This window comes from Pontibacter silvestris (genome assembly GCF_020907275.1).
Taxonomy (GTDB): Bacteria; Bacteroidota; Bacteroidia; order Cytophagales; family Hymenobacteraceae; genus Pontibacter; species Pontibacter silvestris.
On sequence record NZ_JAJJWI010000001.1, the window covers coordinates 236,895 to 262,373 of the forward strand.

The window sequence follows — 25,479 nt, forward strand, 5'->3', positions numbered from 1 at the left end:
TTAATTTAATGCTTTGATGTTTGTTGTTAAGCTTTCGCGATTTGATCGCTCTGTTTCAGGTATAGATGGAGTAATCATATAAACTCTTCCAACTGTAATTTCAGGGTTATTTAAAAGTTCATTTCTTAGGTTCTCATTCCTGTAAAACTCTTTGCTCATAATAATGCTTTGCCTATAAACTTTGCTGACTGTTTTACAGAATCCAATGGTGTAATCTTCACCAAAAACGGACATTGGAGCATCAGTAATTAACGTGTATAAATCTGTTGCCCTGCTCCCCTGTCTAGCAGATATGATAGCCATTATAGTGGCTAATTTGATAAGAATAATGTTACCAGTATTTAACTGGAGGAGAACGTTACCATCACTGTCGACAAGTTCTGGCATAAAGTTACCATTACTTAACTCTTTCAACTTAATGATGCCCCTAGCAGATAAATTGCTTTGAGTCATATCATTATAATGGTGATTCGCTTCAACCTCTAGCATCTTGACTAACTGACTGAATACTCTATTTCTGGTAGCTGTTGCTACATGTTCGAAATCCTTCAAAACCTCAACCTTACTAAGTAAAGATCTAGGAATCTCTCCTGTTACTAGAGAATTAAGTTGCTCATCAATAGTCTTTAGCTTCTCATGATTGTTTCTGATTTTGTTTTCTAAATCAGAAACTTGTCTTTGATAGCTCTTAGCGTAGTCGTTTTGAATAGTGTAACTACTAAGCAAGTCTTTAGCTTCGTTTATACCTATACCAGATTCAGAAATAAGATTCTGAATCTGGCTTTCAATTGCTACTAATTCTGTATGTAAATTTTTTCTCTTATTGTTAATTCTTCTTTGACGTTTAAATGTATCTGCAATATCCTTATCAACATTGCCAATACTGTATTGCAGCCCTAAGCCATTTTGATATAGCTTCTTAAAGTCTCCACTAAAATTATGTGTACTAATATCTTCAGGACTGAGTGTTTGTAGTTTAGCAGTTTGTCTTGTAAGTAATTCATTGATCTTATTCCAGGCTTCGGATCCTTTTTTTGCCTCTCTGTCACAAACAAGGCAATGTTCATCTTCCAACATCCTCTCTACATAAATAGGCTCAGGCACATCGATAGGTAGCCGCGTTTGTAATTCAGCCAAAACAGCGTTTTCTGCATCAATTCTAGCCTGTAATTCAGCTTTCTTCTTCAGCTTGTTGAAATCATAGTCTGAATACTTTTTGCTATAATCTTCAAATAAATGTTCACATCCCTTCAATACCCATTTATTGGTAAACATTTTCTTATGAAGCGAAGTATGTTCTTGGTCAAGCTCAGCAATAACTTCTAATAGCTGTTTTTCAATATTCTTCCTCTTCTCCTCTAACTGTCGTATCTTTTGAGCCTCTTCTAGCTTGTTGATAAGTAATTCTGAATTTTCTTCAGCTTTAGCTAAGCTATCTTTTAATTGTAACTCTTGAACCTGTAATCCCTTAGTCCGCTCGATTAGGGTTTGCCTATCTAACTCAAGCTGTTCACTCTTTCCTTTATCTTTACTTAAGGATCGAACTTTTCTGTTTAATTCAGCAGCTGCATTATCGTTAAGGCTGGTTGCCAACTCTTTGATGTCATCAAATCTACTTATGTTAGAAAGTACATTGATAGCCTGTGTTAACGTGTCTTGCTTATTAAAATCAATAATAGACTCAACCTGCTCCCCCTGAAACCACATATATGGTTTAATGTTTTCTGGAAGTATAAGGTTTTTGATTTGATCAATTTGAAAAGGATCATCTACTTCTCTAGCATTCAAATAGGCTAGATCTTTCTTATAGATAGTTTGCAGGCTATCCTTATCTTCTCTAATTTCATCGCCATTCTTGTGAATTTTGTAAGACCTTTCGATTATATAAACACTGTCTTTAATTTGATCGTGAAAAGTAAGCTTAACATATGTAGTAACTGAACCATCAACGACTTCTTTACAAGCTTTATCAGAAACTATCAACCTTTTAAGATGACTTGTCTGCCTAAATTCTTTTTTTGAAGTATCGAAGCATCTATCGTACATGACCCAGTAAAATGCGTCATAAAGTTTAGATTTTCCATAACCATTGTCTCCTATGATAACATTTATGCCCTCGGTAAAGACAAACTTGTTTTCACCGTAGTAACACATAAAGTTATTCAACTCAATACTCTGTAAAATCATAAATGCTATCCCAAAAGTTGATTTATTTTTCTTGCTGTAACTGTTTTTGATTCTTTCGAAACCTCACCTTCGATGGCAATTTTAATCACTTTAATAAAGTCGTTATTCTTGTCATCACTCCATCTTATCTTATCTGCCTCTCCAGGCTTCAGGATACATTGTTCAATGAATAATGGATCTGCTAAAAAAGACCTCAGTACTTCCTCTTTTGTCATGATGCTTTTAATTCTGCAAAAATGGTATAAATATTTAGATCATAGTGCTCACATATTTTTTTGAGCACTTCTTCTGTTTCGTAAGGGTTTAAGGATAGAGAGGCAAAATACATTACTCTTTCTAGCTCTTTTTTTACAAGGCTCCTTTCTACTCTAAAAGTATCCGATGTATTGCCAGATGTAATACTTGGGATTACTACTAAATCATGAATAACTGCATAATCCTTATCTCGGTGTCTTCTAAGAATACGACCTCTTCTTTGAATAAACTGCCGTGGATTTCCTGTACTTGAACAAAAGATGGCGTGTTCTGCTCTTGGAATGTCTACTCCTTCATCTAAACATTTCATAGAAGCAACTACATGTATTTTACCTTCTTTGAACTGCTCAAGAATTTCATTCCTATCTGCCATTCCACTAATAAACTGATTAACCATAAGAGAGTCATCAATTTTAGCTATCTCTCTGGTATACATTTTTATAATCTGAACATCTTCATCACTGCCAGTATCTGCTTCATAGATATCCTCCTTGCTGCCTTCTGGAACATACACAAAAGTAAATTTTAGGCTTTTCTCTTTTGAAAATCTTTCTTTTAGTATGCTTGTTGTTAAGTCAAGCTTATTGTCTGCTTTATGAACAATTCTTTTGCGCTGTAAAAGCAGTTTCTCCACTATATCATTTGACTCTAAAACTCCCTTATCAGCACTATAGAACTTTGCTAATTTTTTAGTTATTTCAATATATTTTTCCATTTCATCCTTTGTTAATTTCACAAGATGAGGATGGTAAAAATATTTGCAGAGTATACCTTCATCAATAGCTCTCTCCATTGTAAACGAATAGGTGAAAGGCTCTTCATCATTAAAGAAGGCAGACATAGCTGCTGTACCTGAAGGATCATATACCCTTTTAGGAGTAGCAGATAATCCTATTCGTTTTGTAAAATGGATTAAGGAAAGGTTTGCTAATATCGAAGGAGAGCCTATGTTATGCGCCTCGTCAGCAATGAAAACTGTATCAGTTGGAAAGTCTTTTAAATACTTACTGAATTTAGTTTTAATGAAGGAAGCATAAGTAGCTATAACGATAAAAGAAGTAGGAATTCTTTTGGATGTAGATAATGCAGTCGCTAGTTCTTTCTCCCATGAATACTTGGAGGAAACTTTAATAGTTTCTTTAAAATTAAACTCCTTGGCTTCTTCCTCCCATTGATTAACTAGAGTAATGGTGGGAACAAGGATCAATGCGTGATATACCTGTTCCTCCCCTTTCTGGTACTCCTGCAAAAGGCAATTGAGGGAAGTAATTGTTTTCCCTGTACCCGTAGCCATTGCAAAAACGCCTTGGTAGTTGTTTTTTACCCAATTATCATAAGCCTCCTTTTGATAATCTCTTGGCCCTTCAGCAAAAGGAAACCTGGGTTCATTTTTAAGGTTGTCGTAGCTAATCTCTAGTTCTCCCAGTAGATTCTGTAGTTTCAGATTATTGTTCACCTTGCTCTTTTTTAATTTAAGTAGCTTTTCCTCCTCAATTAGTAGCTCTTCTAAGTCCTTATCTCCATATTGGTCACGAATGATTCCTTTAATTTCAGAAGCATCTACATACTCTACATAATCGGCTTTTCCATGTATCAAAGTATTAAACTCATCATCACAGACATCAACATATTCTTTATCAGAATTTGAAATCCAAGATCTCCTTATTGTGATTTCTTCAAGGTTTTCAAGAAGTGCTTTTGCAGTAAAATTACATGAACCTGTAAAGTGAATTTTATCTACTCCGTCAGAAAAGGAGCCTGATTTGTAATGAGAAATACCATTTCCTCCTTTGGGTCTGATTGCAACAATTTCTATTCTATCTTTTGCAATCAACCATGAAAGGCAATTGAAGAAATGTTCACCATATCCACTAAGACTCTCCTTTAAAGCATTAAAGTCATTGCTGTAGTCTTTAATTAAATGAAGCTGTTTGTTCTGTCCATCTATTATAGTCTCTTTATCTTGAATGGAAAGCACATCATTGATCACCATTCTCATTTTGCCTCCATTTGCAATAAAATGGGCAAAACCAAGAGCGAGAACATTGACTGCAGAAAAGCTAAAATATCCTAATAGGAGATCAAAAGATTTACTTTTAGGTAGTGCTTCAACAAAAAAATTAAGTGGCTCATCTTCTCTTCCGCTTTTATAAACACAGCCTAAGGGAAAGTTAACTTGTCCTAGCATCAAAAATAATTGTTTGTTTTCAAGTATGAGCTTGTGGCTTATATGAACAGCTAAAGTTAATTAGCTAAATATAGAAAATAAAATATAATTTATAAAATGTCATTTACAACAATAGTATTTACTTTTGAAGCATTAGCACTTGATAAAATGTGAAAGTGGTTGTAAAGTATGTTAGAATTAGCAATTTATATGCTGTAGTTGTAAGGAAAATAAAAGACTTTTACCATGTTTCCAACTTTTACAGATTGTTGCAATGCATGAAAAAAGTACCAATTGAAAAGTTGTAGCCTCCTTTTAAACATCGATTAAACTGCATATCTGTTTTAGTATAAGAATATTCAGGATGGTATTGACTTATCTGGTGAAAATAGCCTCTGGCATTCTCCCCAAATTCAGAAGCTAAACTGCAGCCAATTTCAAACCAGGCAGCGTAAGAGGAGGTAATGTCAACTCCTGTGCGCTCTATCTCGGCAATGCAAGCCTCTACTTTATCCTTAATTGATGAAGTAAAGCTTTTTAAAGTTTTAAGGTTGGAGTAGGAGTTACCCTTTTGCTTCAACGGTGCCTCATTTAGCTTAAACATAATAGCCTGATGATTAAAATAAGGTTCAGGGTCAAAGCTATATCCCCTCAAGCTTGCTACATTCTTCGGTTTCTCGTCTACTATTATGCCCATCTGCAGGAAAGCTTTCCTAAGCGCTCTGAAATGCTCCTTATGTTTATCAGTAAAGGCTATCGGAATAAGCCCCCAAAAGCCCTGGCCAGAAACAGAGAGACCACAGTAGGCAACATTGGGGATGTTGCTTAGCTGCTGCTTCAGTTCGTAAAAGTTACCTATTTGTCGGTTCTCCTTCAGATCTATGTCAAATTGGATCAAGCCACTGTGCTTAATCAAACTTTTTTCATTTCTAGCGGAGAATATGCCACTAGGAGTGATGGCAGGAAGCCTGCTCTTTAGGCTATCACGGATGCTTTTATCCTCAGTAGCTCTAATCTTTTCAACTTCTAATCTGTACTTGGCTGATGAGAGCCAAGTGAGCAGGTTAATAGAAACTGAGTTAGTTGGTGTGGTGTAGCTGGCAAAGCAGCTCACCTTTACATCTAGTACAGAATTACGTGCCCTGTCCCGTCCCACTTCTGGGACAGGACACAAATTGTGGTTTATAAGCCCTTTATCCATCGGTGTACAGTAGACTTTGGCCCTTCAGATCCAAAAACAATGGTGGATATTTCTCTGACGCTCTTCACTCCCTTATCGTACAACTCAAGGCACTGGCGTTTCTGCTCCAACTTAACTGCATCCTTGTCAATGCTTTGTTCAGACACTATGCTCCTAGCTTTGGGAAGTTTGTCGTATACAGCTATAGTGTGTTTTGAAAAGGTGCTGCTGATCCTTAGTGCATTTTCAAAATCCTGATCGGAGCAAACCAATTCAAGTGGTAAGTACCCTTTTTCAAAGGCTCTGCATATGCTTAGCTGCATTGCTATCCTGAAGCAGATCATCGCCATCCTATTAACGGTGCCTCCCAAGCTTGAGCTGATGTATTCACGCATCTCACTTTTCTGTTCCGAAAAAACTTTGAGAAACTTCTTCTCCTGGTGCGGCTGCAGCTCAAAAAAAAATGGACTGCTTAGGGCTGTTAACTTGTCGTAGAGCTCTTTGAAGTGTAAGCCCATTTCAGAGAAGTACCTACTGTAGCCATTCTTGCTCTTGTCAAACACATCGTTGAATTCAGGCGTAGAGTCAAACTCGTAGTACAGAAATCTGCTGAACAAGCCATTTTCGATGGTCGGTATAAGTTTCAGGAGTTGATCATGTGTACTAGACAAAACAACGGAAAGAGCAGGAGATAGAATCTCAACATCCTCATTGTTAGTGCGCCTAAAGAAACTAATTGGCTCGTGCCCAAAAGACTGCCGCAATACATCTGAGAATCCGCCATGGTCCTGCTTTATGGCATCCGCAAGTGTATCAGCTTCTGTTTCAAAAAGAATGCCCCTGCCTTGGTTTTCCTCTAAGAGCTGTAACATACCTGTTTTTCCAATATTAGAGGGAATGTAAAGTTTTAAATGAGGCGGCTGCTCTGGCTGTTCTGGCATTTTATCTAGTTTACCCTGCTCGAAAAGCTTAAACTCTTTCTTGTAGCGTGCCATTTCGTCTCTATGAGCTTTCCTTAGCTCCTTTGCCATCTCATGCTTCTCCTTATGTATGGGTTCTGCGATCTTTCTGGCCCACATTAGACCGCTTTTACCCTCACCGTAAGGCCCGAGTGTATAAGTAAATAGGTTAGGCTGCAGCAGCTTACCACCGTAGTAGCCGCAGACATTGGGGAGAATTCCGCTAACAACACCCAAAAGTCCTACAAAAAGCACTTCTCGTTCATTGGTGTCAATTATTTTCTGACAAAGCAGCCTCTGTAGTTCGGGAAGGTTTTCATAAACTTCATTTGGAAACCTTTTGTTAGCTTTAAGGCCTATTTCGTTCCAAGGTTGGGACGGAATAGGGGTATTTAAATCTGTTCCTGGTGATACGTTTACTGTAATAGTATAAGCATTGTCACTTTTGTTTGTTGCCATGGCAACTACTGTACCATTCTTCTGCTTTACATCTGTTTCCATACTTGCTATATTATGGGTTGATAGAAGTCAGCATCTAAATAATCCTGCCACGTATCGGTATCCTGTTCATCAATGTCTAACCAAACCTGCCCATCGTTATCTAGATATTTCTTCTCGTTGGAGAGAATGTTTTGTATTGTTGACTTTATCTCTTGCAGCAACTTGATAGCTGGATAGTTTTCTTTGTCTTCCTGAAGCTGAACAGCTAATAGTTGCGCTGACTGTATCAGTCGTTTGGCTCTTCTTAAATAGAAACTGTAGGTTGTGACCTTAATTGACGTGTCACCGGAATGCAAATCCAATACTTCTGAGACATAATCATGTATTTCTTCTTTCAAAAGAGTTGACTGCATCATCATGATTCTTACTTCAGCAAGTGAATAGCTTCTTTTAGCCGATACATGTCCTTTTTCACTGCTGTTCTGTCTCATTTTAATATGATTGGCTGTATCAGAGAGTGTATCAGTAGCTGTTTTATGAGCTGAATCGCCTGTATCATTCAGTGTATCAAGGGTTGATTCAATAACTGTATCAGGTGTGTCATCGCATGGTGTATCATCATTTGTATCGACGTAAATGGATGAAGCCTTACGCTTTTGGATAATGCGTTGGACCTTTGAAAGGGATATGTTCAGTAGATTTGATATTTCGCGATATGAGTGTCCTGCATCATACATATCCATTACTTGCTGTTCTAATAAGTTCATGGAAGTTAATTTTAAAGTTGAAGAAAAGGGATGATTCATTTTTTATAAAGTATGTTTGACAAACTATCTGCTATTGTTGTTTAGCAGATGGTTTGTTAGTTTTGATATACAAAATGAGTTCTTCGCGGCTATAAAGGCAGCGGCCTTCACCACAATGATAGGTGTTAAACTTTTCTTCCTTCTTCAACTTATGGAAGAGAGAGCGGCTGATACCACCAAGGAATTCTCGAGACTCGGGCTCAGTAAAGAATTCTTTTAGAGGTACAGCGGGAGCTGTGGGCGTTTCCTTTAAGATTTTACGATAGGCTGTTTCGAACTCTTGCCGCATTATCAGGGCGAGTTCATTTAATGGAACTGGTGTTAATAATAGGTTTGTCATTGCTGAAAATATTAAGTGGTTGAAATTTTCAGCAAGAAAGACCTTTATTATTTCATTGATTGTAGGTTGTTCCGATAGGAACCAATCGGAACAAATTTAGGTCGTAGCTTACCTCTTTAGGCCTTCTAAATCTTTTAAAAGGTTCAAATCGATTGTTATTGTCTTTTTTGTTTTACTGTAGTTTCTAGATGACATATCCATATTAAGTTGCAGGTTAAATATTCTGCTAATCTGAGTTTTGTTACCAATGTTCTTTATAATACCTTCATTCTCAATGTGATCAATAATTGGTATTAGATACCCAGGCTTATATAGCTCATAATTCCATTTAGCTTCAGGAGTTAAATACTCATGCTTAATTAGAATACTAATAAACTTGTCTACGTTTTCCTGATTGTTTCGGAATAATTGAAGGAAGGTTAAGTCATTATTTACAGTTGAATTAGTCTTGGCGTTAAATTCTTCAGAAGAAGTGGTAAAGCTCCTTTGAATTTTAGCAGTCTGAGGTTCTACTGCTGATATGCTATTCTTATCTTCTTGGTTATACTTTTCAAGCTTTATAATATAATCTACTAGTTCTTTAACAAAGAGCTCTTTCCAGTAGTCTTTGGTTAACTCGTGTCGAGGCCCCAGAACCTTTGCGTCAATAATTTTATATTCATACCAGTATTCAAACCTGCCAGGAGCATGCACTTCACATAGTGCTTTGAGCCTTTTCTTTTCACGCTTAATAAACTTCTTAAGCAAGGGTAGGCTGTCTTTTGTCTCTATAAAATTTTCCCAGAGTTGTTCACATGAATGAAAAGGTATACCAGTTGTTATGTAACTCATGTGGGATAGATACTCTATGCTGCGTTCAATGAACCAGGGATTGTAAATGTGGATTTCTAAAAAGTGAGGAGCGGGCTTAAAGCTGAAGGTATATTGTATGTTAAAGTAGTCTCTTACAATAAATTCATTATAGGGAAATTCAAAAAGGTGTCTGTTGTCATCATAAAATTCTAACTTCTCAGAAATAGAGTCTAGTGTTAAAAATTCATCATGTTTATACTTAAACTCGCTAACGTAAGACTGGTCTAATACAATACTTTTTGATTCCCCTGATCCAGATAAATCCAGATACCACATCTCCCAAAAAAACATATAATATAATATTATTTAATCCCAAGCCTTAAGCATTTCAGTTTTCACTACATCTTGGGTAATTTTAACATATCTCATCATTGTCGCAAGATCTTTATGTCCTGTTATCTTCATTATAACCTCTGGTCTAAGTCCGCGCTCTAGACTCTGTGTGATAAAAGTCCTTCTTGCGCAATGAGTGGTTAAAAGTTGATATTTTGGAATGCTCATCTCGACTCGTTTGCTGCCAACATGGGTAACCCTTTGCTCTGTACTATCAATGCCGCAATGTTCTCCTAGATCTTTCAAAGCTTTATTCATTTTCTGATTTGTGATGGTTTCCGGCAGTTGCCCATCATACTTAGCTAAAACATGCTTAGCATATTTACTTAAAGGAATAATTAGCTTGTCTCTGGTCTTTATTGTAGTAAACTCGATATGATCTTTTTTTATGTTCTCTGGTTTCAGGTTTTCTATGTCAGAATACCTTAGCCCTGTTGCACACTCAAATATAAAGATATCTCTAATACGTTCCAGCCTTTTATCCTTTGAAAGGTCAAATTCAAATAGTTTATCTAGCTCTTGGCGTGTAAGGTAAATAATATCTGTTTTTGTATTAAGCCTTTTAAAGCTCTTGCTCTTAAATGCGAGGTTTTGGTTAATACCAAGATGCGTTAAATGGTTTAAGAAGGCTTTGATGTGCTTGATGTGCTTTCCTACTGTGTTTGCGGTTCGCTCTTTTTCTACCATTAGCCAGGTTGTAAACTTATTGTAAAATGCCATGTCTATCCTATCAAGAGTTATCTTGTAGCCTTTCTCTTTTTCAAACTCTTCTATAAGGTTTAAAGTACTCAACTGCTGAGCTAGAAAGCCTGCGACTTTTCTCCCCTTATTTTCTTCCACCCACTGTTTATACAGGGCATAAAAGTCAGGTTCTTTTTTACTGATAGGTGCCTTAGATTCACTTATTTTTTCTCTGATGTACTCTACAGTAGGATCAATACCTATAGATTTAGCAATATTGGCAATCTCTTTAACTTCATCCTCTTTAGCTTCAATAGCACTGTTAAGAGTAGTGTAACCACGAAAAGATCTTTTTACTTTCTCATTCTCTGCATCCCAATAGTTAGGCAGTATTTTTTCACCTGTACTTACTTGGATAGATTTCTGGTCATGGGTGTAACGAACATAGATTATACACTCCCCCTTTTTGTTTGGTTTATTTTCTCGGATGATAAGTTTTGTGGTTGCCATTCCTTTGCTTTTAATTTTTTCTGAAAGGTAATATGGGTCAAGTTATAGGTCAAGTTTTATGCTGTATTTTGTTGTCTTATGTTTCTTGTGTTAAAGTAAGAACCCTTTATTTAGGCCAAATAAGAGGCTTTTATGATTTACTATGTTCTATGTTGCTTATAGGTTCTAGTCCAAACTGGATCACTGAAAAAAGCACTTATAAGCTTTAGCTTGTAAGTGCTTTTTTGTGCATACACATTAATAAAGCTTATCGAAAGGGCAAAATGAGCTAAGCATGAGTTGTACAATAAAAGTCATGGGCCGTGTACCTAAAACGTAAGTTCTTGATTAGCCAAATAAGAAGAACCCTGTATTTCTGATATCTTAAAGGTAACTCTATTAGCCTTTACCTTTACAGAGTTTGGCTGCAGGATTTTGCTCGTTCTGTTGGCCCCCTCATTCAGAAAGGGGCCAAAGTTAACGTAAGCAGTATACCGATTCGATTTATGAAGTATCAATAACTATCTACTTATTGCAGGCAAGGTGAATATGTTTGGGAGCACAATGTAGATGGCAAATGTGAGATCCGAACAGTTTGAAGTACTTCAGATTTAAGCTAAAACCCTGATTGCATCACATCGAGTAAGTTACAGGCCCGAATATCTCTTTTAATTTTCAACTCTCTATAAAATACAAGAAAAGAATAGCAACTTCAGGCCGTTCCTATTTGACTGTTAATAGCAATTTGTAAATAAAGAAGAACCTAATCAAGTTTGAGCAATGCGCTTGTTGGCTGATTTTTAGCTAAAAACACAAATTAACTGTTTAATATTGCCAGTGTAGTAACATCGTGTACAAAGTTATACGTATCCAAGAAGAAACTTTTATTTATGGATACATACAACTCAACATTCTCTGAGCAGTTTGATACGGCTCACATTTCACCGCCAATTACAGGCTCCAGTCAAATAAATGTTGGAAATACCGAGCGCATAATTTCAGCTGTTGGTGGTGCTTTGTTAACCTACTATGGTCTTAGAAAACCTAACACATTAGGTTTAGCGATGGCTGCTGTAGGTGGATCATTGTTGTTTAGAGGGGCTACAGGGTACTGCCCAGTAAGTGGGGCTATTGGCCTTAATACTGCTGAAAATGAAAGTATTGCTATTGAAATAACCCGAAGCCTTACTATACTTAAGCCTCGCAATGAGTTGTACCAGTACTGGCGACAGCTGGAAAACCTGCCAAACTTTATGCAACATCTACAGGACGTGCGCCAGATGGGACCTAAGCACTCTCATTGGATTGCCCGTATGCCCAAAGGTATTGGTACTGTAGAATGGGATGCTGACATTATTCAGGAAGAGAAAAATACGCTGCTGGCCTGGCGGTCTTTACCTGGTTCAGATATCGACAACGCAGGAGAGGTCCGCTTTATGGATGCTCCAGCAAATAGAGGTACTGTTGTACAGGCCACTATTTCTTACCGTCCACCAGCTGGCGCTGTGGGAGGAGGGGTAGCTAAGCTGCTAAACCCTGTGTTCAAGCAGATAGTAAAAGAAGATCTGCGCCGTTTCAAACGGTTAATGGAAACAGGCGAAATCTCGACTATAGAAGGACAACCATCTGGGAGAGCATAAAGCCTAGCCTAGCGTGAGATAATCATTTTTTAACCCTATTAAGAAATAAACTATGAAAGCATTATGCTGGAATGGCATCAATGAACTGAATGTAGAGCGGGTTCCGGACCCGTCTATACTCAACCCAGGCGATGCGATTGTTCGTGTTACCATGTCGTCTGTGTGTGGTTCAGATTTGCACCTGTTGGATGGCTATGTTCCTACCATGAAAGAGGGTGATATTATCGGGCACGAGTTTATGGGCGAAGTGGTGGAGATAGGCCCCGGTGTAAAGAAACTAAAGAAAGGTGACCGCGTAGTAGTGGGCTCAGTGCTAGGCTGCGGTGGTTGCGAGTTCTGCCAAACAGATCAATGGTCGTTGTGTGATAACTCTAATACAAATCCTGAGATATTAGAGAAAGCTTACGGCCATGCCGGAGCTGGTATTTTTGGATACTCTCATGCATTTGGAGGTTACGCTGGAAGTCATGCCGAATATATTAGGGTGCCTTATGCCGATCATGGTTCTTTTAAAGTGCCGGAGGGCGTAAAAGATGAAGCCGCCGTGTTCACTTCAGATGCTTTTCCTACTGGTTTTATGGCAGCCGATATGTGTGGCATAGAGCGTGGCGACACGGTAGTAGTATGGGGTGCCGGTGGTGTAGGTCAGATGGCCATGCAAAGTGCTTACCTGTTAGGGGCAGAGCGGGTAATAGCCATCGATAGATTCGATGACCGCTTAGAAAAAGCTAGAGTACACGCAAAAGCAGAAGTATTAAACTATGAAAAAGTGGATGTGCTGGAAGCGCTGAAAGAGATGACTGGAGGTCGTGGGCCAGACCGTTGTATTGATGCTGTAGGTATGGAGGCGCATACAACAGGAGTAGAGCAGGTGTACGACAGGGCGAAACAGGCTGTACGCATGCAGACTGGTCGTCCGGCTGTGCTGCGACAGGCTATTATGGCGTGTCGTAAAGGTGGTACAGTGTCTATTGTGGGTGTATATGGAGGCCTGATTGATAAATTCCCGATGGGAGCGGCTATGAACAAAGCACTTACTTTTAAAATGGGGCAGATGTATGCGCAGAAATATATACCGCAACTCTTGGACAGAGTAGCGGCTGGTGAGGTAGATCCATCGTACATGCTTACACATAAATGGAGCCTGGATCAGGGACCAGAGGGTTATAAAATGTTTAAAAAGAAAACAGATAACTGTATGCGTGTAGTTTTCACTCCTTAACCATTATTATTGTCTCTAAATAACGCCAGGTATAATACTTATGCCTGGCGTTATTGTTTTATTGCTCTATGTTGGAGTAGGAGGCGTAACATTCGGGAACATTTCTGCCTCATTGGTTCGTATTTTGTTGAAAGGTGTTGGTGATAAGAAAGAAATATGAAGAAGATATCAATTTTTACAGCTTTGCTAACGATGACTGTTTTGCTTTTCTCATGTAAGCAGGCACAGGATATCAAAGCGTTTACGGAGGCAAACTATAGTTTACAAGGGGTAGAGGATGTAAAATTGAACGGCATAGATCTGGAGGACCGTTTGCAGACGAAGCGAAATCTGTCTTATAATGAGCAGGATAGTCTGCTTAATGCTATAACAAATAACAGTTTGCAAGTAAGCGCTGTTATGGCTCTGTACGTTGATTTGCAGGATCAGACAGAAGAGCGAGCCCTGACATTAACAAAACTTAAGTGGCTGCTGCTTGTAAATGGAGAAGAAGCTCTGACAGGAACTATTAACAGAGATATTGTACTGCAGGATGGGTTAAACACTGTTCCATTCAACACTCCTGTGCAGTTAACAGAAAATGATGGGCAGCCAAATTATACAGGACTGTCAAGGCTTATAACACTTATAGGTCAGCAGAGAGATATCAGGCAGCATGTAACCTTCCAGATTAAGCCTACTGTACAAACGCCCGTAGGTAACATTGAATCACCAAGTTTTATTACTGTAATGAAGCCGGCAGAGGTGGCGGTTAGTAATGGAGAAACACAATAAAAAGTCTAAAATCTATAACCTAAAGAACTATTATTAATAGCTGGGGAGTTTGTAATGATATAATGATATTATAGGTGGAAATGACTAAAACTGTTTTATATAATATTGTTAAGGTTAATGTGGGTTTGTATGACTGGAAAAGGTAAATATCCAATAGTATTTTAGCCGAGCTAGTGGTGTGGATCAAAAGTATAATATATGAATAAGTTCGCTATGGCTTACTGTTAGTATAAGTGTTGTCAAATGGGCTTCGCTAGGTAGTTGCGTGTCGAGAAGAAAGGTTCATTTACAAAAGGAGTAAGGAGTTGCTATCATGGAACCACTCAATGGCGCTGGGAACATCATTAAAAAATTGCATCGGAAAGGGAAACGTATGCATGAACATTTCTATCATTTCCTCTAATATCATCCTGTTATATACATCTTTAGGCTCTATTAACGCCATTTTCTTTAAATCTGTAGAGTTAGCCAGGGCAGGAGCTATAACCTCATTAAACCAATCTTGATCTGTTGGAGATATATAAGCGGCTTCTAAATTATCAGTTATCCAATAATGTAGGTTTTCCTTTTGAGTAACCTGTAATGCTGTTGTCAGGCCTAACCTATAAAGGCTGCTTGAAATATTACCTCTTGATGTAAGGTGCAATATTTGCAGTTCAGGGTCATGGCTTACGGTTGTTTCAGCTGAGCTGAGGTGAACCACAAGATTTTTAATAGTTAAATGCATTTAATTTTACTTAGCACCTACAGGTTTAGGCGTTAAAATTAGTGCAATTTAAAATTGTACAAAAGTGTTTTTAGTAAAATAATGTTTTAAATCTATATATCTTTGATTAGTTATTTTTTGAAAAAGAAAATTGCACTGTTTTAGAGGAGGTTTCACGAAATAAAATCTGCCCCGTAAGCAAGCCTGCTACACTTCCGGCCAAACCATAAAGCAAAGGGTTTATTTCGGTACTTAAATTTAGAGCTATAAGCCATCCCCCCATACCTGCTAACATAGAGCCTACAGCACCTGCAGCATTAGGCTTCTTCCAAAACATTCCAGCTACTAATGGTACAAACAAACTTACTAGGCTAAGAGCGGAAGACTCGCTTACGAGTTCATAAATATTACTTCTCATCATAGCCATTCCCAACGATACCAGTGCCACTACCAGCACACTCAGGCGAGACAGGAGTAGTAGCTGTTTATCATTAATCTGCTTTTTCAGGAGCGGACGCACCAGGTTCTCACTAAGAATGGAGGCAGGAGCCAGAATACCTCCGCTTGCTGTACTTATTATGGCAGAAATAAGAGCACCAAAGAACAGGGCTTTAACCCATGGCGAGGCATAATTCAAAATCAGGCCCGGCACAAGTAACTGTGCATCCTGCTCAAGTAAATCAGGGTGAAGAACTTTGGCATAAAGTGCCAGTACAAGTGGCAAAAAAGCCACCGTGAGGTACAGAAATCCTGCGCTGATAGAAGAGGCAACCGCTATACGCTCTGACTTTGCAGACATTACCCGCTGGAAAACATCCTGCTGCGGTATAGAGCCTAGTCCGATAGTAATCCACATAGCAATGTAATTGAGCCAGTTGCTATAGCTATGGTGTTGAGGAACAAACCGGAAAAAGTTGTCAGGCAGTGTGGCTGTAATGGTTTGTAAAGGTACTTCCTGCGTAATGTTATAAGTTATAAGGATCAGGCCTCCGATAATCATAACCGTCTGCAAAAAATCTGTAACAGAAACTGACCACATACCTCCCAGATAAGTATAGCCGACAACAATGCAGCTTCCGACCAATATACCGGTTTTGGTATCGAGGCTAAGTACCTGGTTCATCACAATACCCAGTGCCACCATTTGTGCGGCAATCCAGCCAAAATAAGATATCACCATAAAAAAGGCTGCAATTAGTTCCGTAGTGCGGTTATAGCGTATGCGGTAGTAATCACCCATCGTTAACAGGTTGAGGCGGTACAGTTTTTTGGCAAAAAACAAACCTACCAGCACGAGGCACAGCGCAGCCCCAAAAGGATCTTCAATTACACCTAGCAAGCCATGTTCTGCAAACTCAGAGGAAGCACCCATAAGAGTTTCGGAGCCAAACCAGGTGGCAAATACCACAGCTGTGGAAATGTAGAATGGTAGCTTACGACCAGCCAGTAAAAAGTCCTGTGTATTATGTACACGGCGTGAGGCCCAGAATCCGATCCCAATATTCAGAAGCAGGTAAAGAAGGACAAAAGTAATGAGCATGGCTACAGTTTTAACTGCTAAAATAGTAAAGCCTTACTAAAACCGTAATTTGGTGTAGCAAATTTTACTTAACATAGGTTGCTAAATGCTATTTGGCTTTGTAGTGATAATACCTGCTAAAGGAAAAAGCCGAGGCACACCTTCAGAGCCCCGGCTTAAAATCACCTAAAAAATCTAACCTAACCAATTATTGCACTTGCTTTATTACTAACTTCTGACACTAAGGTAATAGGTTTTTTTATTACATCCAAACATTTGTTAGTATTTTTTAAGCCTTTTTAACTCCCTGTGCTGCAAATGTCCAAAGCCGCTGTTTTGCTAAAGCTTTCAGACCAGTAAAATGTTCACCGACAAGCTTCAGATATGCTTCTGCTGACTCATAAATAGCCATCGTCAGGCGCACATCCTGTAGCCCCTCTTCACCAGTGATTTTAGGATTTTTGTTCTCCATGATACATTCAGACAGATGGTCTATCTCATTTGCAAACTGGCTCTCTTCTTTTATCTTTTTAGTTTGAATATTGTTATCCTTGCTTACTTTCATCTCGTGTTCATAATATTCGGTAGCAGGATCTAAGTCCAGCCAGCCTTTATCTCCGAATGCCCGGAAGCGTTTTACATTGTGAGTGTTATAGCTGGAGGTGCAGTTAGCCATTGCACCACTCGGGAAGCGGAGCATAAAGCTTACATTTTGTTCTACTTATTTAAAACGAGGATCAGTAGGGTCAGAATAAATCATAGCCTGTACTTCTGTTGGTTTTTCGCCGGTAATGTAGCGTGCTGCCTGAAGGCTGTAAATACCCATATCCATTAAAGAGCCTCCTCCTGCCATTCTTTTTTGAGTTCTCCATTTATCCTTTGGCATTTCCGGGTTAAGAATGCGGCCATGGTCGGAGGTTACAAACTGCAGTTTGCCTAGTTCTCCGTTCCGTGCCATTTCTATAGATTTCAGGTTGTACGGTTCGTATTGTGCCCGGTAAGCAATCATTAGCTTTTTGTCGGTTTTTTACAGGCAACTATCATTTGCTGGCAATCTTCTACAGAAGTAGCCATAGGCTTTTCACACATAATATGTTTTCCAGCCTGAGCACCTCTAAGGGTGTACTCTGCATGCATGCTGTTTGGTAGCACAATATAAATCACGTCAACATCAGGGTATTTTTGATGCTGTCGTAATTCTGATAGTTGTAGATGTTCTTTTCCGGAATACCCTGTTCGTTAGCAATGCGCTTCGCTTTAGCTGCGTCGCCACTTACCAAAGCAACCAGTTTAGATTTTTTGCAAAGCGGAAACGCTGGAATAAGCTGTTCTGTGGCAAATGCTCCCAAACCAACCAAAGGCCACCCGAGCTTCTTATCTGGCGGTAACGTATCCTGTTGGTTAAGCTGTGCCTGCCCTTGTGCCATAGAATCGGATGCTGTAACAATAGGTAACATAGTGGTCAGGCTTGCTGCAGCGGCACTTTGCCCTGCTTTCATTAGAAAGGACCTGCGAGAGTGCAGGAATTCCTGTAACGGATGTGGCATTTGTTTTAAGGTTAGTTTGTTTTCAAGAACATTAACCTAAGGCAGTTACAGGAGCTTTAACAGATAAGAACTCGTTAGCTGCTTTAGTGCAAGTAGTAAATGCTTCATCAAGTAATGTTAGCTAGTGAAATAAGGCAGTTATAGAGTCTGTCATACCTAAAAAAAGCAGCCCTTATCAGCATTATGACGGAATAGTGATACAGCTTAAAATTTTTGGCAAAAAACTTGCTATTAAACACATACCGTAGGCATCACAATTTTCGTTTTGCTAGAGCTGAAATCTGATACTTAGAATACATGACAACTTATTTGAACAAACTTATATTGATGCTGGGCATAGCACTTGTGCCAGCCTTAGCTTCTGCTGATGGCTTAGTTACCGATACTAGGACTCCATCTTCTGATGTAGCCACAACAGGTGCACGCGACATTGTGCAGGAGATTATTAACGTAGTTGGCCTGAAGGCCCGCTTTGAACTTCGTGCTGCTGATATAGACAATGCTGCTGCTGTAGTGTATAATGGCAAACGTTATATTCTTTATAACGAACGCTTCCTGTCCGAAATCAATAACGCAGTGCATACCGACTGGGGCGGAGTAAGCATCATTGCACATGAAATTGGGCACCACCTGAACGGACATACGCTTGCCAGAGGAGGAAGCAATCCGGCAGATGAGCTAGAGGCTGATGAGTTTTCTGGGTTTGTATTGCGTAAACTTGGTGCCAGTCTTGCCGAGGCACAGGCAGCTATCAATTTACTATCTGAAGAAGAAACATCTTCTACCCACCCAGGCAGAAACTACCGCTTAGCAGCCATTAGCAAAGGCTGGCGCAGCGCAAATGACCAGCTGGTAGCCAGTGCCAAAGCCCCTCAGCCTGACCAGACAGCAATTGCCACGAGGCCAACACAGCAAAGGCCTGCCATTGCGCAGCAAAGAAGAACAGCAAGCAGCCGTGTTGATAGCCGTTATATATTAACAAAGGTACATTTCTCTAATGCGCCAAACGAAGAGTTTTACGTTACCACACGCCTTCAACTGGTTCATGTAACTGATAAGGGAATAAAAGTGATAGGTAAACTGGCCCGTACAAATGACCCTGATTATCCTTATTATTTTCAAAGCAATGTAATGCAGACATTATTCGTTTCTGAGAGAGGTGCTGTCGTTAATAAGAAAGGGCAACGGGTTGGGTATTTTACCTAAGCTGTAACATGCATTGTCAGATACGGCTACACTTATAATTTCTTATAGGTGTAGCCTTTTTTAATAGTCCGATTATTATATTTTTCTAACTTGCTTTATTAAGTTAAATCAGATAAACCCCAGGACTATGAAATTATTAAATCTTTCTCTTGCCTCGGTAGTGTCAGGCATGCTGTTTACTTCCTGTAACTTTGGTATAAATTGTGTTCAAGGCGAAGGAGATGTGGTAACCCGGAACCTGAATTTAGATACTTTTACAGGAGTAAGTGTTAGTGGTAGCACAGAAGTGTACATTCAGCGGGGAAATGAACAGCGGGTTGAGCTGGAAGGGCAAGCTAATATTCTGGACCTGTTGGAGACTGAGATTGATAATGATGAGGTGTTTCAGGTAGGCTTTAATGGCTGTGTTAGTGACCATAAAACAGTTAAAGTATATATTACTATGCCGGAACTGGAATATGCAGCAGTAAGCGGTTCCGGTTTAGTGGAACTGCAGGATAGCTTCAGAGCAGATGATTTTAAGGCTCGTGTGTCAGGCTCTGGTGAAATAGTGGCCCGGATAGCCGCTAACAACATATCAGCCCGTACCAGCGGTTCCGGTTCAATTTTGTTAGCAGGCATCACCAATGAGCTGGAGCTAGGCTTGTCTGGTTCCGGTAAAGTAAGAGCTTATGACTTACAGACTAATGCCGCAGAAGTAGATATTTCTGGGTCTGGCAGTGCCGAAGTAGCGGTTGAAGAAGACCTGGAAGTAGAAATAAGCGGTAGCGGTAAAGTTTATTATAAAGGTGAGCCTGATATAATTTCAGATGTGTCTGGCTCCGGTAAAGTTATTAAGAGTTAAAATATATTTTTAAGTTAATGACAAGAAGATTGCAAAATTACGTGATAGTGTTCATGCTTTTGATGTTCAGTGTGGCATGTAGTACCAAAAATGATATAGAGGCTTTCAAAGAAGCTGATTACTCTCTGGAAAGCCTGGATGAAGTACGCGTAAATGGTATTAATTTACTGGAAATAAAGAATAGCAAAGACTTTTCCTTTGGCGAGGCTGCAGCGCTTATTTCTGCTTTTTCAGATAATAAGCTGAACGCTACCTCTACTTTAGGCCTTAATGTAAGTTTAGATGAAAGCAGTAAAGACCGAACCATGACGGTTACACAACTCAAGTGGCAACTGTTGCTGGATGATCAGCAAACATTAAGCGGATTGGTTAGTGAGCCGGTTGAACTGCATGATGGGCTTAATACTATCACTGTAAAAACTCCTGTTACTTTCTCTGAAGAAAGCGGAGGAGCCAGTTTAAATAATCTGCTCAGGCTGGCAACTATGCTGAACAAAGAAGAGGGGCAGCGGCCAAAAGTCACTTTACAGATTAAGCCAACTATAGCTACCTCTGTTGGTCCTTTAGAAATACCCAGGTTCATCAATATTAAAGAATAATAAAAAGAAAGCCAGATGCAAGTTTGGCTTTCTTTTTATTATTCTTTTGTAAATTTAAAGCTGTGTCAGGGCTTAGGCTGCTAAGCTATAGCTAAAATGTAGAGACGTTACTGATACAGCTTACTTATTTTAGTGTTTTATAAAGATAGAATGAAAATAAGTTTTTCTTTTTTATTAATGCTGTTGCTGCCCTTGTTAAGCCTGGCACAAAAGCCTGTACTGGATAAGCAGCAAATATTAAAGGATATCAAAATACTTTCTGCCGATTCTATGGGAGGTAGGCTGAGCGGGAGCACTGGTAATAAAATGTCTCAGGATTATATTGTGCAGCGTTTTAAGCAGATTGGGCTCAAACCCTATAATGGTGATTATAAGCAACACTTCCGGCTTGAGTCTAAGAAAGTTGTTGTAGATCAGGCCACTAACCTGATAGGCTACATTGCTGGTAAAACAACTAAGGCCATTGTGATAACGGCCCACTACGACCATGTTGGGGAACGTGATGGCGAAACTTACAACGGAGCCGATGATAATGCTTCGGGAGTTGGAGCATTGTTAGCTGCTGCCTCTTACTTTAAAAGGCATAAGCCAGTACACACACTAATTTTTGTAGCCTTAGACGGGGAAGAACTTGGTCTGCGTGGAGCCGATGCTTTCCTGGAGAACCCTCCGGTTCCGCTTAAGAATATGCTGTTGAATGTTAATATGGATATGCTGAGCATTAATGACAAAGGTGAACTCTATGCCAGTGGAGCGTATCATTATCCGCAGCTGAAACCTTACCTGGAGCAGGTGGCACCACGGGCAGAGGCAAAGCTGGTGCTGGGGCACGACCTGCCAGAGCAAGGGCACGACGACTGGACCTCCCAGTCGGACCATTACCAGTTTCATAAGCGAGATATTCCCTTTGTTTATTTTGGTGTAGAAGATCACCCACACTACCATAAGCCGACTGATGAGTTTGTACAAGTTAACCAAGCCTTTTATCCTGATGCAGCCTCACTAGTGATTGACTTCCTGAAACTGGTGGATGTAAAGCAGGACAGCCTATAATAAGTGAACGCTGATTTTATAAGCTTTAACCTAATTGTTAATGGCTTACAAAATCAGCGTTCACTTTTAAAAAATCTTAGGAGCTTATAGCAGGCGACAGACTATTGAGCTGTGAATAATGGATTAACTCTGAAGTACTTTTTCCCACTAAAACTTACTGAATAGTCGGACTTAAAATGTGTGCTGGGAGCATAATAGTCTGTGGTAATAATCTGGGCTCCTGACTGACAAGCTGCCTCAAACTTACTCATATCATTGCTGCGGGCCTCCTTAGTATCTGCATCTGCCCGGGTTCTTATAAGGTAACCCTTCTTGACCAGCTGCTGAATCTTATTTTGATCTTTCACCGGGTCATTCAATATCAGAAAAGCAGCCTCGGGAGTGCCTGGTTCTGCATTTGCAAACAGTACACGCCCTTGTAAGGATGGGTGACCTTGTATATAAGTTTCTCTTTTCGCTCCAGCATCATCCAGAACAAAAATAAACTTGCCTTTTGCCTTTTCCAGGCTTGGCCAGTTGCCGTTCAGTACAGCGCCTTCCAGTGTTTTATAACTTCCTCTGACATCATCAGGAGTAATAAGATGTTCCTTTCCTAGGTTTTCGATAAGCGCTTTATCTAGCTGATCAAATACATTAGCAGTAAACTGTTCCGGTACGGTAAAGCCTTGTCTGTTTATAACATTATCTTTCGCTTCTAAAGTGATAAATACAGGTGTATGGTCTTTGTTTGCTTCTGACCATGCCTTTAGTTCCTGCAGGCATTTTTCAAAGGTTAAGTTACTACTTCTAAAGTCAATATCTTGGATATGGAAAACCTTAAAGCCTGGCTTAGTCATAAGCCCTTCCGGGTCATAAGGAGGTACTTCTTTGTGACCTTTCTCCCATTCCAGTCCTTTCGGATGAGCATATTTACCTCCCTCTGCATCAGCGTAAACGTCTATTTCAAGGTTCCTTAGCCCTAATGATAACTGATTGGATAAGCTTATGTGGCTGTACTCTATGTGCCTGGCCAGGGTAGAGTCCGATTGCTTAAGCATTTCAAATAAAGGAGCATCAATAGGTTGTTTGTAACTGTTGTGCGAGCCAATAACCTGGATCTGGTTTAGAGGTATGCTTTTGCTAATGGTTTCTTTTTTAACGCCTTTATGCTTTTGGGAGGATGTAATTTTCATTTGTGCTGTTGCATCAACAAAGAGGGTGGTGCAAAACATTACACTAAGAAGCAATCTGATTTTCATAAGTAAAAGTTTTATCTGTAAGTACTGTATGTAGTAGCTGCTTAAACATCAGGAGTTGTTTTGTTTGCTTTACTGATCTGAACTTTCTTGAGCACCTTTCCTTTTCTATTGACAGCCTGCATCAGAACTGAATCACTTGATATAGAGAATGTCATAAAACCCTGAATGGGAGCAAAGAAATCATGTGGTCCGCGAGGCTTCAAGCTTTCATTTGCCTCAGAGCCTGCTCCTGAAATAAAGTGGTGGGTGTGCTTTTCTTTGGGATGATAATATTGCAAATGATGCTCATGCCCCGATAGGTACATATCAACTTTATACTTTTCTAAAACAGGCTCAAGAGAATTACGCATAACTGGTTTATCAAGGGCTCTGTTCCCGGCAGTATACAGCGGGTGATGTCCTATGACTATTTTCCATTTCACAGTTGAACTGGTATCGGATAAAACCTGCTCCAGCCAACGCTTCTGAGTTGTGCTGTCCTGCTGCACCAGTTCCTGCCCATAGGAAGACTGGTAAGCGTTGCCATCAAAAGTATTTGTGTCCAGAAAAACAAATAAAGCCTCAGCGTCTTTGCCCACTTTTTTCTTAAAGGAGTAGTACCTGGCCGGCATGTTCCAGCGCTGGCTAATGTTGGTATAATCTACCTGAGCCTGGGCATTCCCATGATAATCATGGTTACCTAATACGGCATACCAACTGCGATGCAAAGGGTACTGATAAAAAAGGTTTTCAAACGACAAATTCCACAAAGGGTCGTGTATACTGGCTACGCCATTGGGGTAAATATTGTCTCCCGTAGAAACTATAAAACTGGCATTAACACCTGTAACAGCTTTGGCTAACTGCGTAGCCATATTTCTCTGGTAATACTCTCCGCCACGCCCCCAATCACCGACTAAGGCAAACTCCAGTGCCCCATCCACTGATTCCAGCCTCTTAATGTACCCACCTCTGTACCCTTTGGCATATTCCGCTTTATAATCTTTGGTCTGGGCCTCTGTGTTAGTAATTAGTAAGTACAGGGTGGAAAATAGGAGCCAAAAGTGAGCCTTGTAAATCAGATGGTAGAAGAGGTGCATAATTAGTACTAAATTAGTTAATTTAGAAGCTTTGCGACTGAAATAGAAGTGTTTACGAGCAAACCTGTATCGCCTGGTATGGGAAACCGTCCGGGCAAGTGGCCATTACCTCAACACTCGCAACAATGCATTGTGCAAAGCTGATGCTTTAGGCAGTGTAGCAAGATAAATATAAAACTTTCTTCATATTTTTTACAAACCTATAGATGGACTGTTAGGAGAACATGAAGCAAACGTTAAATTATCTTTATGTTACTACCAAGGCTAGAGTTAAGGTTTATAAATGCAGTTAACAGCAGAGGCAAGAAATCTAAGAGGGAGCAAGAAGAAACGCTTCAACTTAACATATTTTATCCTTAGGCTGCAAAGAACCTGATTCGCTACAAGCTTCAAGAAAGAAGAAGGAAAGAATATTCTATTTTACAGACCATTACAAGAGCATTAACGTTTAATATCTGGTAAAAGCTATTTCTGTGGGCTTTCGTCTCCTGTTTCGTGAAAAATGTTGTAGTATTGTCTGCTTCTTTACTTGTGTATGAATAAGAATCTTTACTGCCTGGTCCTGTTTTTCTTATGTCTGATAACTCTTGCTGAGAAGGCAAAGGGACAGCCTTCTTTTATCAGAAAAAGCGGTATTAGTAAAACACCGGAAAAAGGATTAGTAATTGTAGCAGGTGGAGGTGTTTCTACTGCAGTAAGCGACTTTTGTAACTGGCGCTGTAGCAAGCCTGGCCGCTACCTGGGTTTAGGAGCTCTTTATAAAATATCGCCATACGTAAGTGTAAGTGCAAGCCTGGATAATGTGAAGTTTGGAGCTAGAACTTATAGTATGTCATTCGAAACGGAAGCTGTAGCTGTTACGGGTACAGTAGATGTTAATCTTATTGACAGTTATGTTGGCTCAGGCGGGTACAGGTCTTTACGAAAGCGTTTTATAGTACCCTATGTAAAGGCCGGAGTAGGTTTTATACATTACACGCCTACTTCTTACCCTGGGGAGGGAGAGCTTGATGAGTCACAAACCAAATATGATCCGGCCCGCAAATATCCCGCACTGGCGGCTGTTGTACCAGTTGGAGGTGGCTTACGCTTCCGTTTTTCAGACAAAATAAGTATTGCCGGAGAGCTTATTTATCACTTTACCTCTACTGATTATCTGGATAATACGGTTCAGGATATGAGGAACACAAGCATTATGCGTAACGATGGGTATGGAGTTGCTGCTGTTAAAGTACTCTATACTCCAGTTGTAAAGAATCCGCTTTTTTCCGGGAAAAGACATGGCAGATAATAACCTGTATTATTTTTATTTAACTACTGCTTTCTAGTGTCGTAGAGGAAGTAGCTGTAACGGCTGTTAAT

At 39.6% G+C, this 25,479-nt stretch carries 23 protein-coding genes and 1 pseudogene; 8 read left to right on the forward strand and 16 right to left on the reverse strand.

Going from position 1 to position 25,479, the window contains the following annotated elements; all coding sequences use genetic code 11:
- The 9 genes from LN995_RS01000 to LN995_RS01040 form a co-directional block, all read right to left on the reverse strand.
- Entirely contained in the window at positions 1-2,187 is a 2,187-nt protein-coding gene (locus LN995_RS01000) for an AAA family ATPase (protein WP_229957499.1), read from the reverse strand.
- Between the two features lie 5 nt (positions 2,188-2,192).
- On the reverse strand, positions 2,193-2,402 hold the full coding sequence (locus LN995_RS01005) for a hypothetical protein (RefSeq protein WP_229957500.1): 210 nt from the start codon (positions 2,400-2,402) through the stop codon (positions 2,193-2,195).
- The gene (locus LN995_RS01010; protein ID WP_229957502.1) at positions 2,399-4,630 is read right to left on the reverse strand and encodes a DEAD/DEAH box helicase family protein; all 2,232 of its coding nucleotides are present in this window, start codon (positions 4,628-4,630) and stop codon (positions 2,399-2,401) included. The genes LN995_RS01005 and LN995_RS01010 overlap by 4 nt, the downstream gene beginning before the upstream one ends.
- A 238-nt stretch (positions 4,631-4,868) precedes the next feature.
- Positions 4,869-5,810 carry a BT4734/BF3469 family protein gene (locus tag LN995_RS01015; protein ID WP_229957504.1) on the reverse strand — a complete coding sequence of 314 codons (942 nt, stop codon included), beginning with the start codon at positions 5,808-5,810 and terminating at the stop codon, positions 4,869-4,871.
- The gene (locus LN995_RS01020) at positions 5,792-7,249 is read right to left on the reverse strand and encodes a DUF3987 domain-containing protein (RefSeq protein ID WP_229957506.1); all 1,458 of its coding nucleotides are present in this window, start codon (positions 7,247-7,249) and stop codon (positions 5,792-5,794) included. Before LN995_RS01020 ends, LN995_RS01015 begins: the two co-directional genes overlap by 19 nt.
- A gap of 5 nt (positions 7,250-7,254) precedes the next feature.
- Complete coding sequence (locus tag LN995_RS01025) at positions 7,255-7,956, reverse strand: helix-turn-helix domain-containing protein (RefSeq protein WP_229957507.1); 702 nt, start codon at positions 7,954-7,956, stop codon at positions 7,255-7,257.
- A gap of 70 nt (positions 7,957-8,026) precedes the next feature.
- Positions 8,027-8,335, reverse strand: a complete 309-nt coding sequence (locus LN995_RS01030; RefSeq protein ID WP_229957509.1) for a hypothetical protein — start codon at positions 8,333-8,335, stop codon at positions 8,027-8,029.
- A 108-nt stretch (positions 8,336-8,443) separates the two neighbouring features.
- Positions 8,444-9,478: a hypothetical protein gene (locus LN995_RS01035; protein ID WP_229957512.1), complete on the reverse strand. Its 1,035-nt coding sequence runs from the start codon at positions 9,476-9,478 to the stop codon at positions 8,444-8,446.
- Positions 9,479-9,493: 15 nt separating this feature from the next.
- On the reverse strand, positions 9,494-10,711 hold the full coding sequence (locus tag LN995_RS01040) for a site-specific integrase (protein ID WP_229957514.1): 1,218 nt from the start codon (positions 10,709-10,711) through the stop codon (positions 9,494-9,496).
- An 869-nt stretch (positions 10,712-11,580) separates the two neighbouring features.
- Between LN995_RS01040 and LN995_RS01045 the strand changes: the two genes are divergently transcribed.
- From LN995_RS01045 to LN995_RS01055, 3 genes are all read left to right on the forward strand, one after another.
- Positions 11,581-12,330, forward strand: coding sequence for a YgaP-like transmembrane domain (locus LN995_RS01045; RefSeq protein WP_229957516.1), 750 nt, complete (start codon positions 11,581-11,583; stop codon positions 12,328-12,330).
- A 52-nt stretch (positions 12,331-12,382) separates the two neighbouring features.
- A complete protein-coding gene (locus tag LN995_RS01050) occupies positions 12,383-13,552 on the forward strand; it encodes a zinc-dependent alcohol dehydrogenase (RefSeq protein ID WP_229957517.1) in 1,170 nt (389 codons plus the stop codon).
- Between the two features lie 156 nt (positions 13,553-13,708).
- Entirely contained in the window at positions 13,709-14,326 is a 618-nt protein-coding gene (locus LN995_RS01055) for a hypothetical protein (protein WP_229957519.1), read from the forward strand.
- Between the two features lie 286 nt (positions 14,327-14,612).
- Here LN995_RS01055 and LN995_RS01060 read toward each other — a convergent pair whose 3' ends face one another.
- The 5 genes and pseudogenes from LN995_RS01060 to LN995_RS01075 all read right to left on the reverse strand — a co-directional run bounded on the left by LN995_RS01060 (position 14,613) and on the right by LN995_RS01075 (position 18,098).
- Positions 14,613-15,053, reverse strand: coding sequence for a hypothetical protein (locus LN995_RS01060; protein ID WP_229957521.1), 441 nt, complete (start codon positions 15,051-15,053; stop codon positions 14,613-14,615).
- A gap of 106 nt (positions 15,054-15,159) precedes the next feature.
- Positions 15,160-16,572 carry a sodium:solute symporter family protein gene (locus LN995_RS01065; protein WP_229957523.1) on the reverse strand — a complete coding sequence of 471 codons (1,413 nt, stop codon included), beginning with the start codon at positions 16,570-16,572 and terminating at the stop codon, positions 15,160-15,162.
- Between the two features lie 268 nt (positions 16,573-16,840).
- Positions 16,841-17,560 (reverse strand): annotated as a pseudogene (locus LN995_RS01070) (Gfo/Idh/MocA family protein).
- Positions 17,560-17,715, reverse strand: a complete 156-nt coding sequence (locus tag LN995_RS22120) for a Gfo/Idh/MocA family protein (protein WP_394801816.1) — start codon at positions 17,713-17,715, stop codon at positions 17,560-17,562. The pseudogene LN995_RS01070 and the gene LN995_RS22120 overlap by 1 nt, the downstream one beginning before the upstream one ends.
- Complete coding sequence (locus tag LN995_RS01075) at positions 17,712-18,098, reverse strand: Gfo/Idh/MocA family oxidoreductase (protein ID WP_229957525.1); 387 nt, start codon at positions 18,096-18,098, stop codon at positions 17,712-17,714. Before LN995_RS01075 ends, LN995_RS22120 begins: the two co-directional genes overlap by 4 nt.
- 309 nt (positions 18,099-18,407) lie before the next feature.
- On the opposite strand from LN995_RS01075, the gene LN995_RS01080 reads away from it, so the two are divergent.
- From LN995_RS01080 to LN995_RS01095, 4 genes are all read left to right on the forward strand, one after another.
- Positions 18,408-19,304, forward strand: a complete 897-nt coding sequence (locus tag LN995_RS01080; RefSeq protein WP_229957527.1) for a M48 family metalloprotease — start codon at positions 18,408-18,410, stop codon at positions 19,302-19,304.
- 127 nt (positions 19,305-19,431) lie between these two features.
- On the forward strand, positions 19,432-20,148 hold the full coding sequence (locus LN995_RS01085) for a head GIN domain-containing protein (RefSeq protein WP_229957529.1): 717 nt from the start codon (positions 19,432-19,434) through the stop codon (positions 20,146-20,148).
- A 17-nt stretch (positions 20,149-20,165) separates the two neighbouring features.
- Positions 20,166-20,747, forward strand: a complete 582-nt coding sequence (locus LN995_RS01090) for a hypothetical protein (RefSeq protein ID WP_229957530.1) — start codon at positions 20,166-20,168, stop codon at positions 20,745-20,747.
- A 150-nt stretch (positions 20,748-20,897) separates the two neighbouring features.
- The gene (locus LN995_RS01095) at positions 20,898-21,800 is read left to right on the forward strand and encodes a M28 family peptidase (RefSeq protein WP_229957532.1); all 903 of its coding nucleotides are present in this window, start codon (positions 20,898-20,900) and stop codon (positions 21,798-21,800) included.
- Positions 21,801-21,901: 101 nt separating this feature from the next.
- On the opposite strand, the gene LN995_RS01100 is transcribed toward LN995_RS01095, so the two are convergent.
- Both LN995_RS01100 and LN995_RS01105 read right to left on the reverse strand, forming a co-directional pair.
- Positions 21,902-23,038, reverse strand: a complete 1,137-nt coding sequence (locus LN995_RS01100; RefSeq protein ID WP_229957534.1) for a phosphatidylinositol-specific phospholipase C1-like protein — start codon at positions 23,036-23,038, stop codon at positions 21,902-21,904.
- A gap of 41 nt (positions 23,039-23,079) precedes the next feature.
- The gene (locus tag LN995_RS01105) at positions 23,080-24,117 is read right to left on the reverse strand and encodes a metallophosphoesterase (protein ID WP_229957536.1); all 1,038 of its coding nucleotides are present in this window, start codon (positions 24,115-24,117) and stop codon (positions 23,080-23,082) included.
- Positions 24,118-24,652: 535 nt separating this feature from the next.
- Between LN995_RS01105 and LN995_RS01110 the strand changes: the two genes are divergently transcribed.
- The gene (locus tag LN995_RS01110) at positions 24,653-25,408 is read left to right on the forward strand and encodes an outer membrane beta-barrel protein (RefSeq protein WP_229957538.1); all 756 of its coding nucleotides are present in this window, start codon (positions 24,653-24,655) and stop codon (positions 25,406-25,408) included.
- Positions 25,409-25,479: the final 71 nt, after the last annotated feature.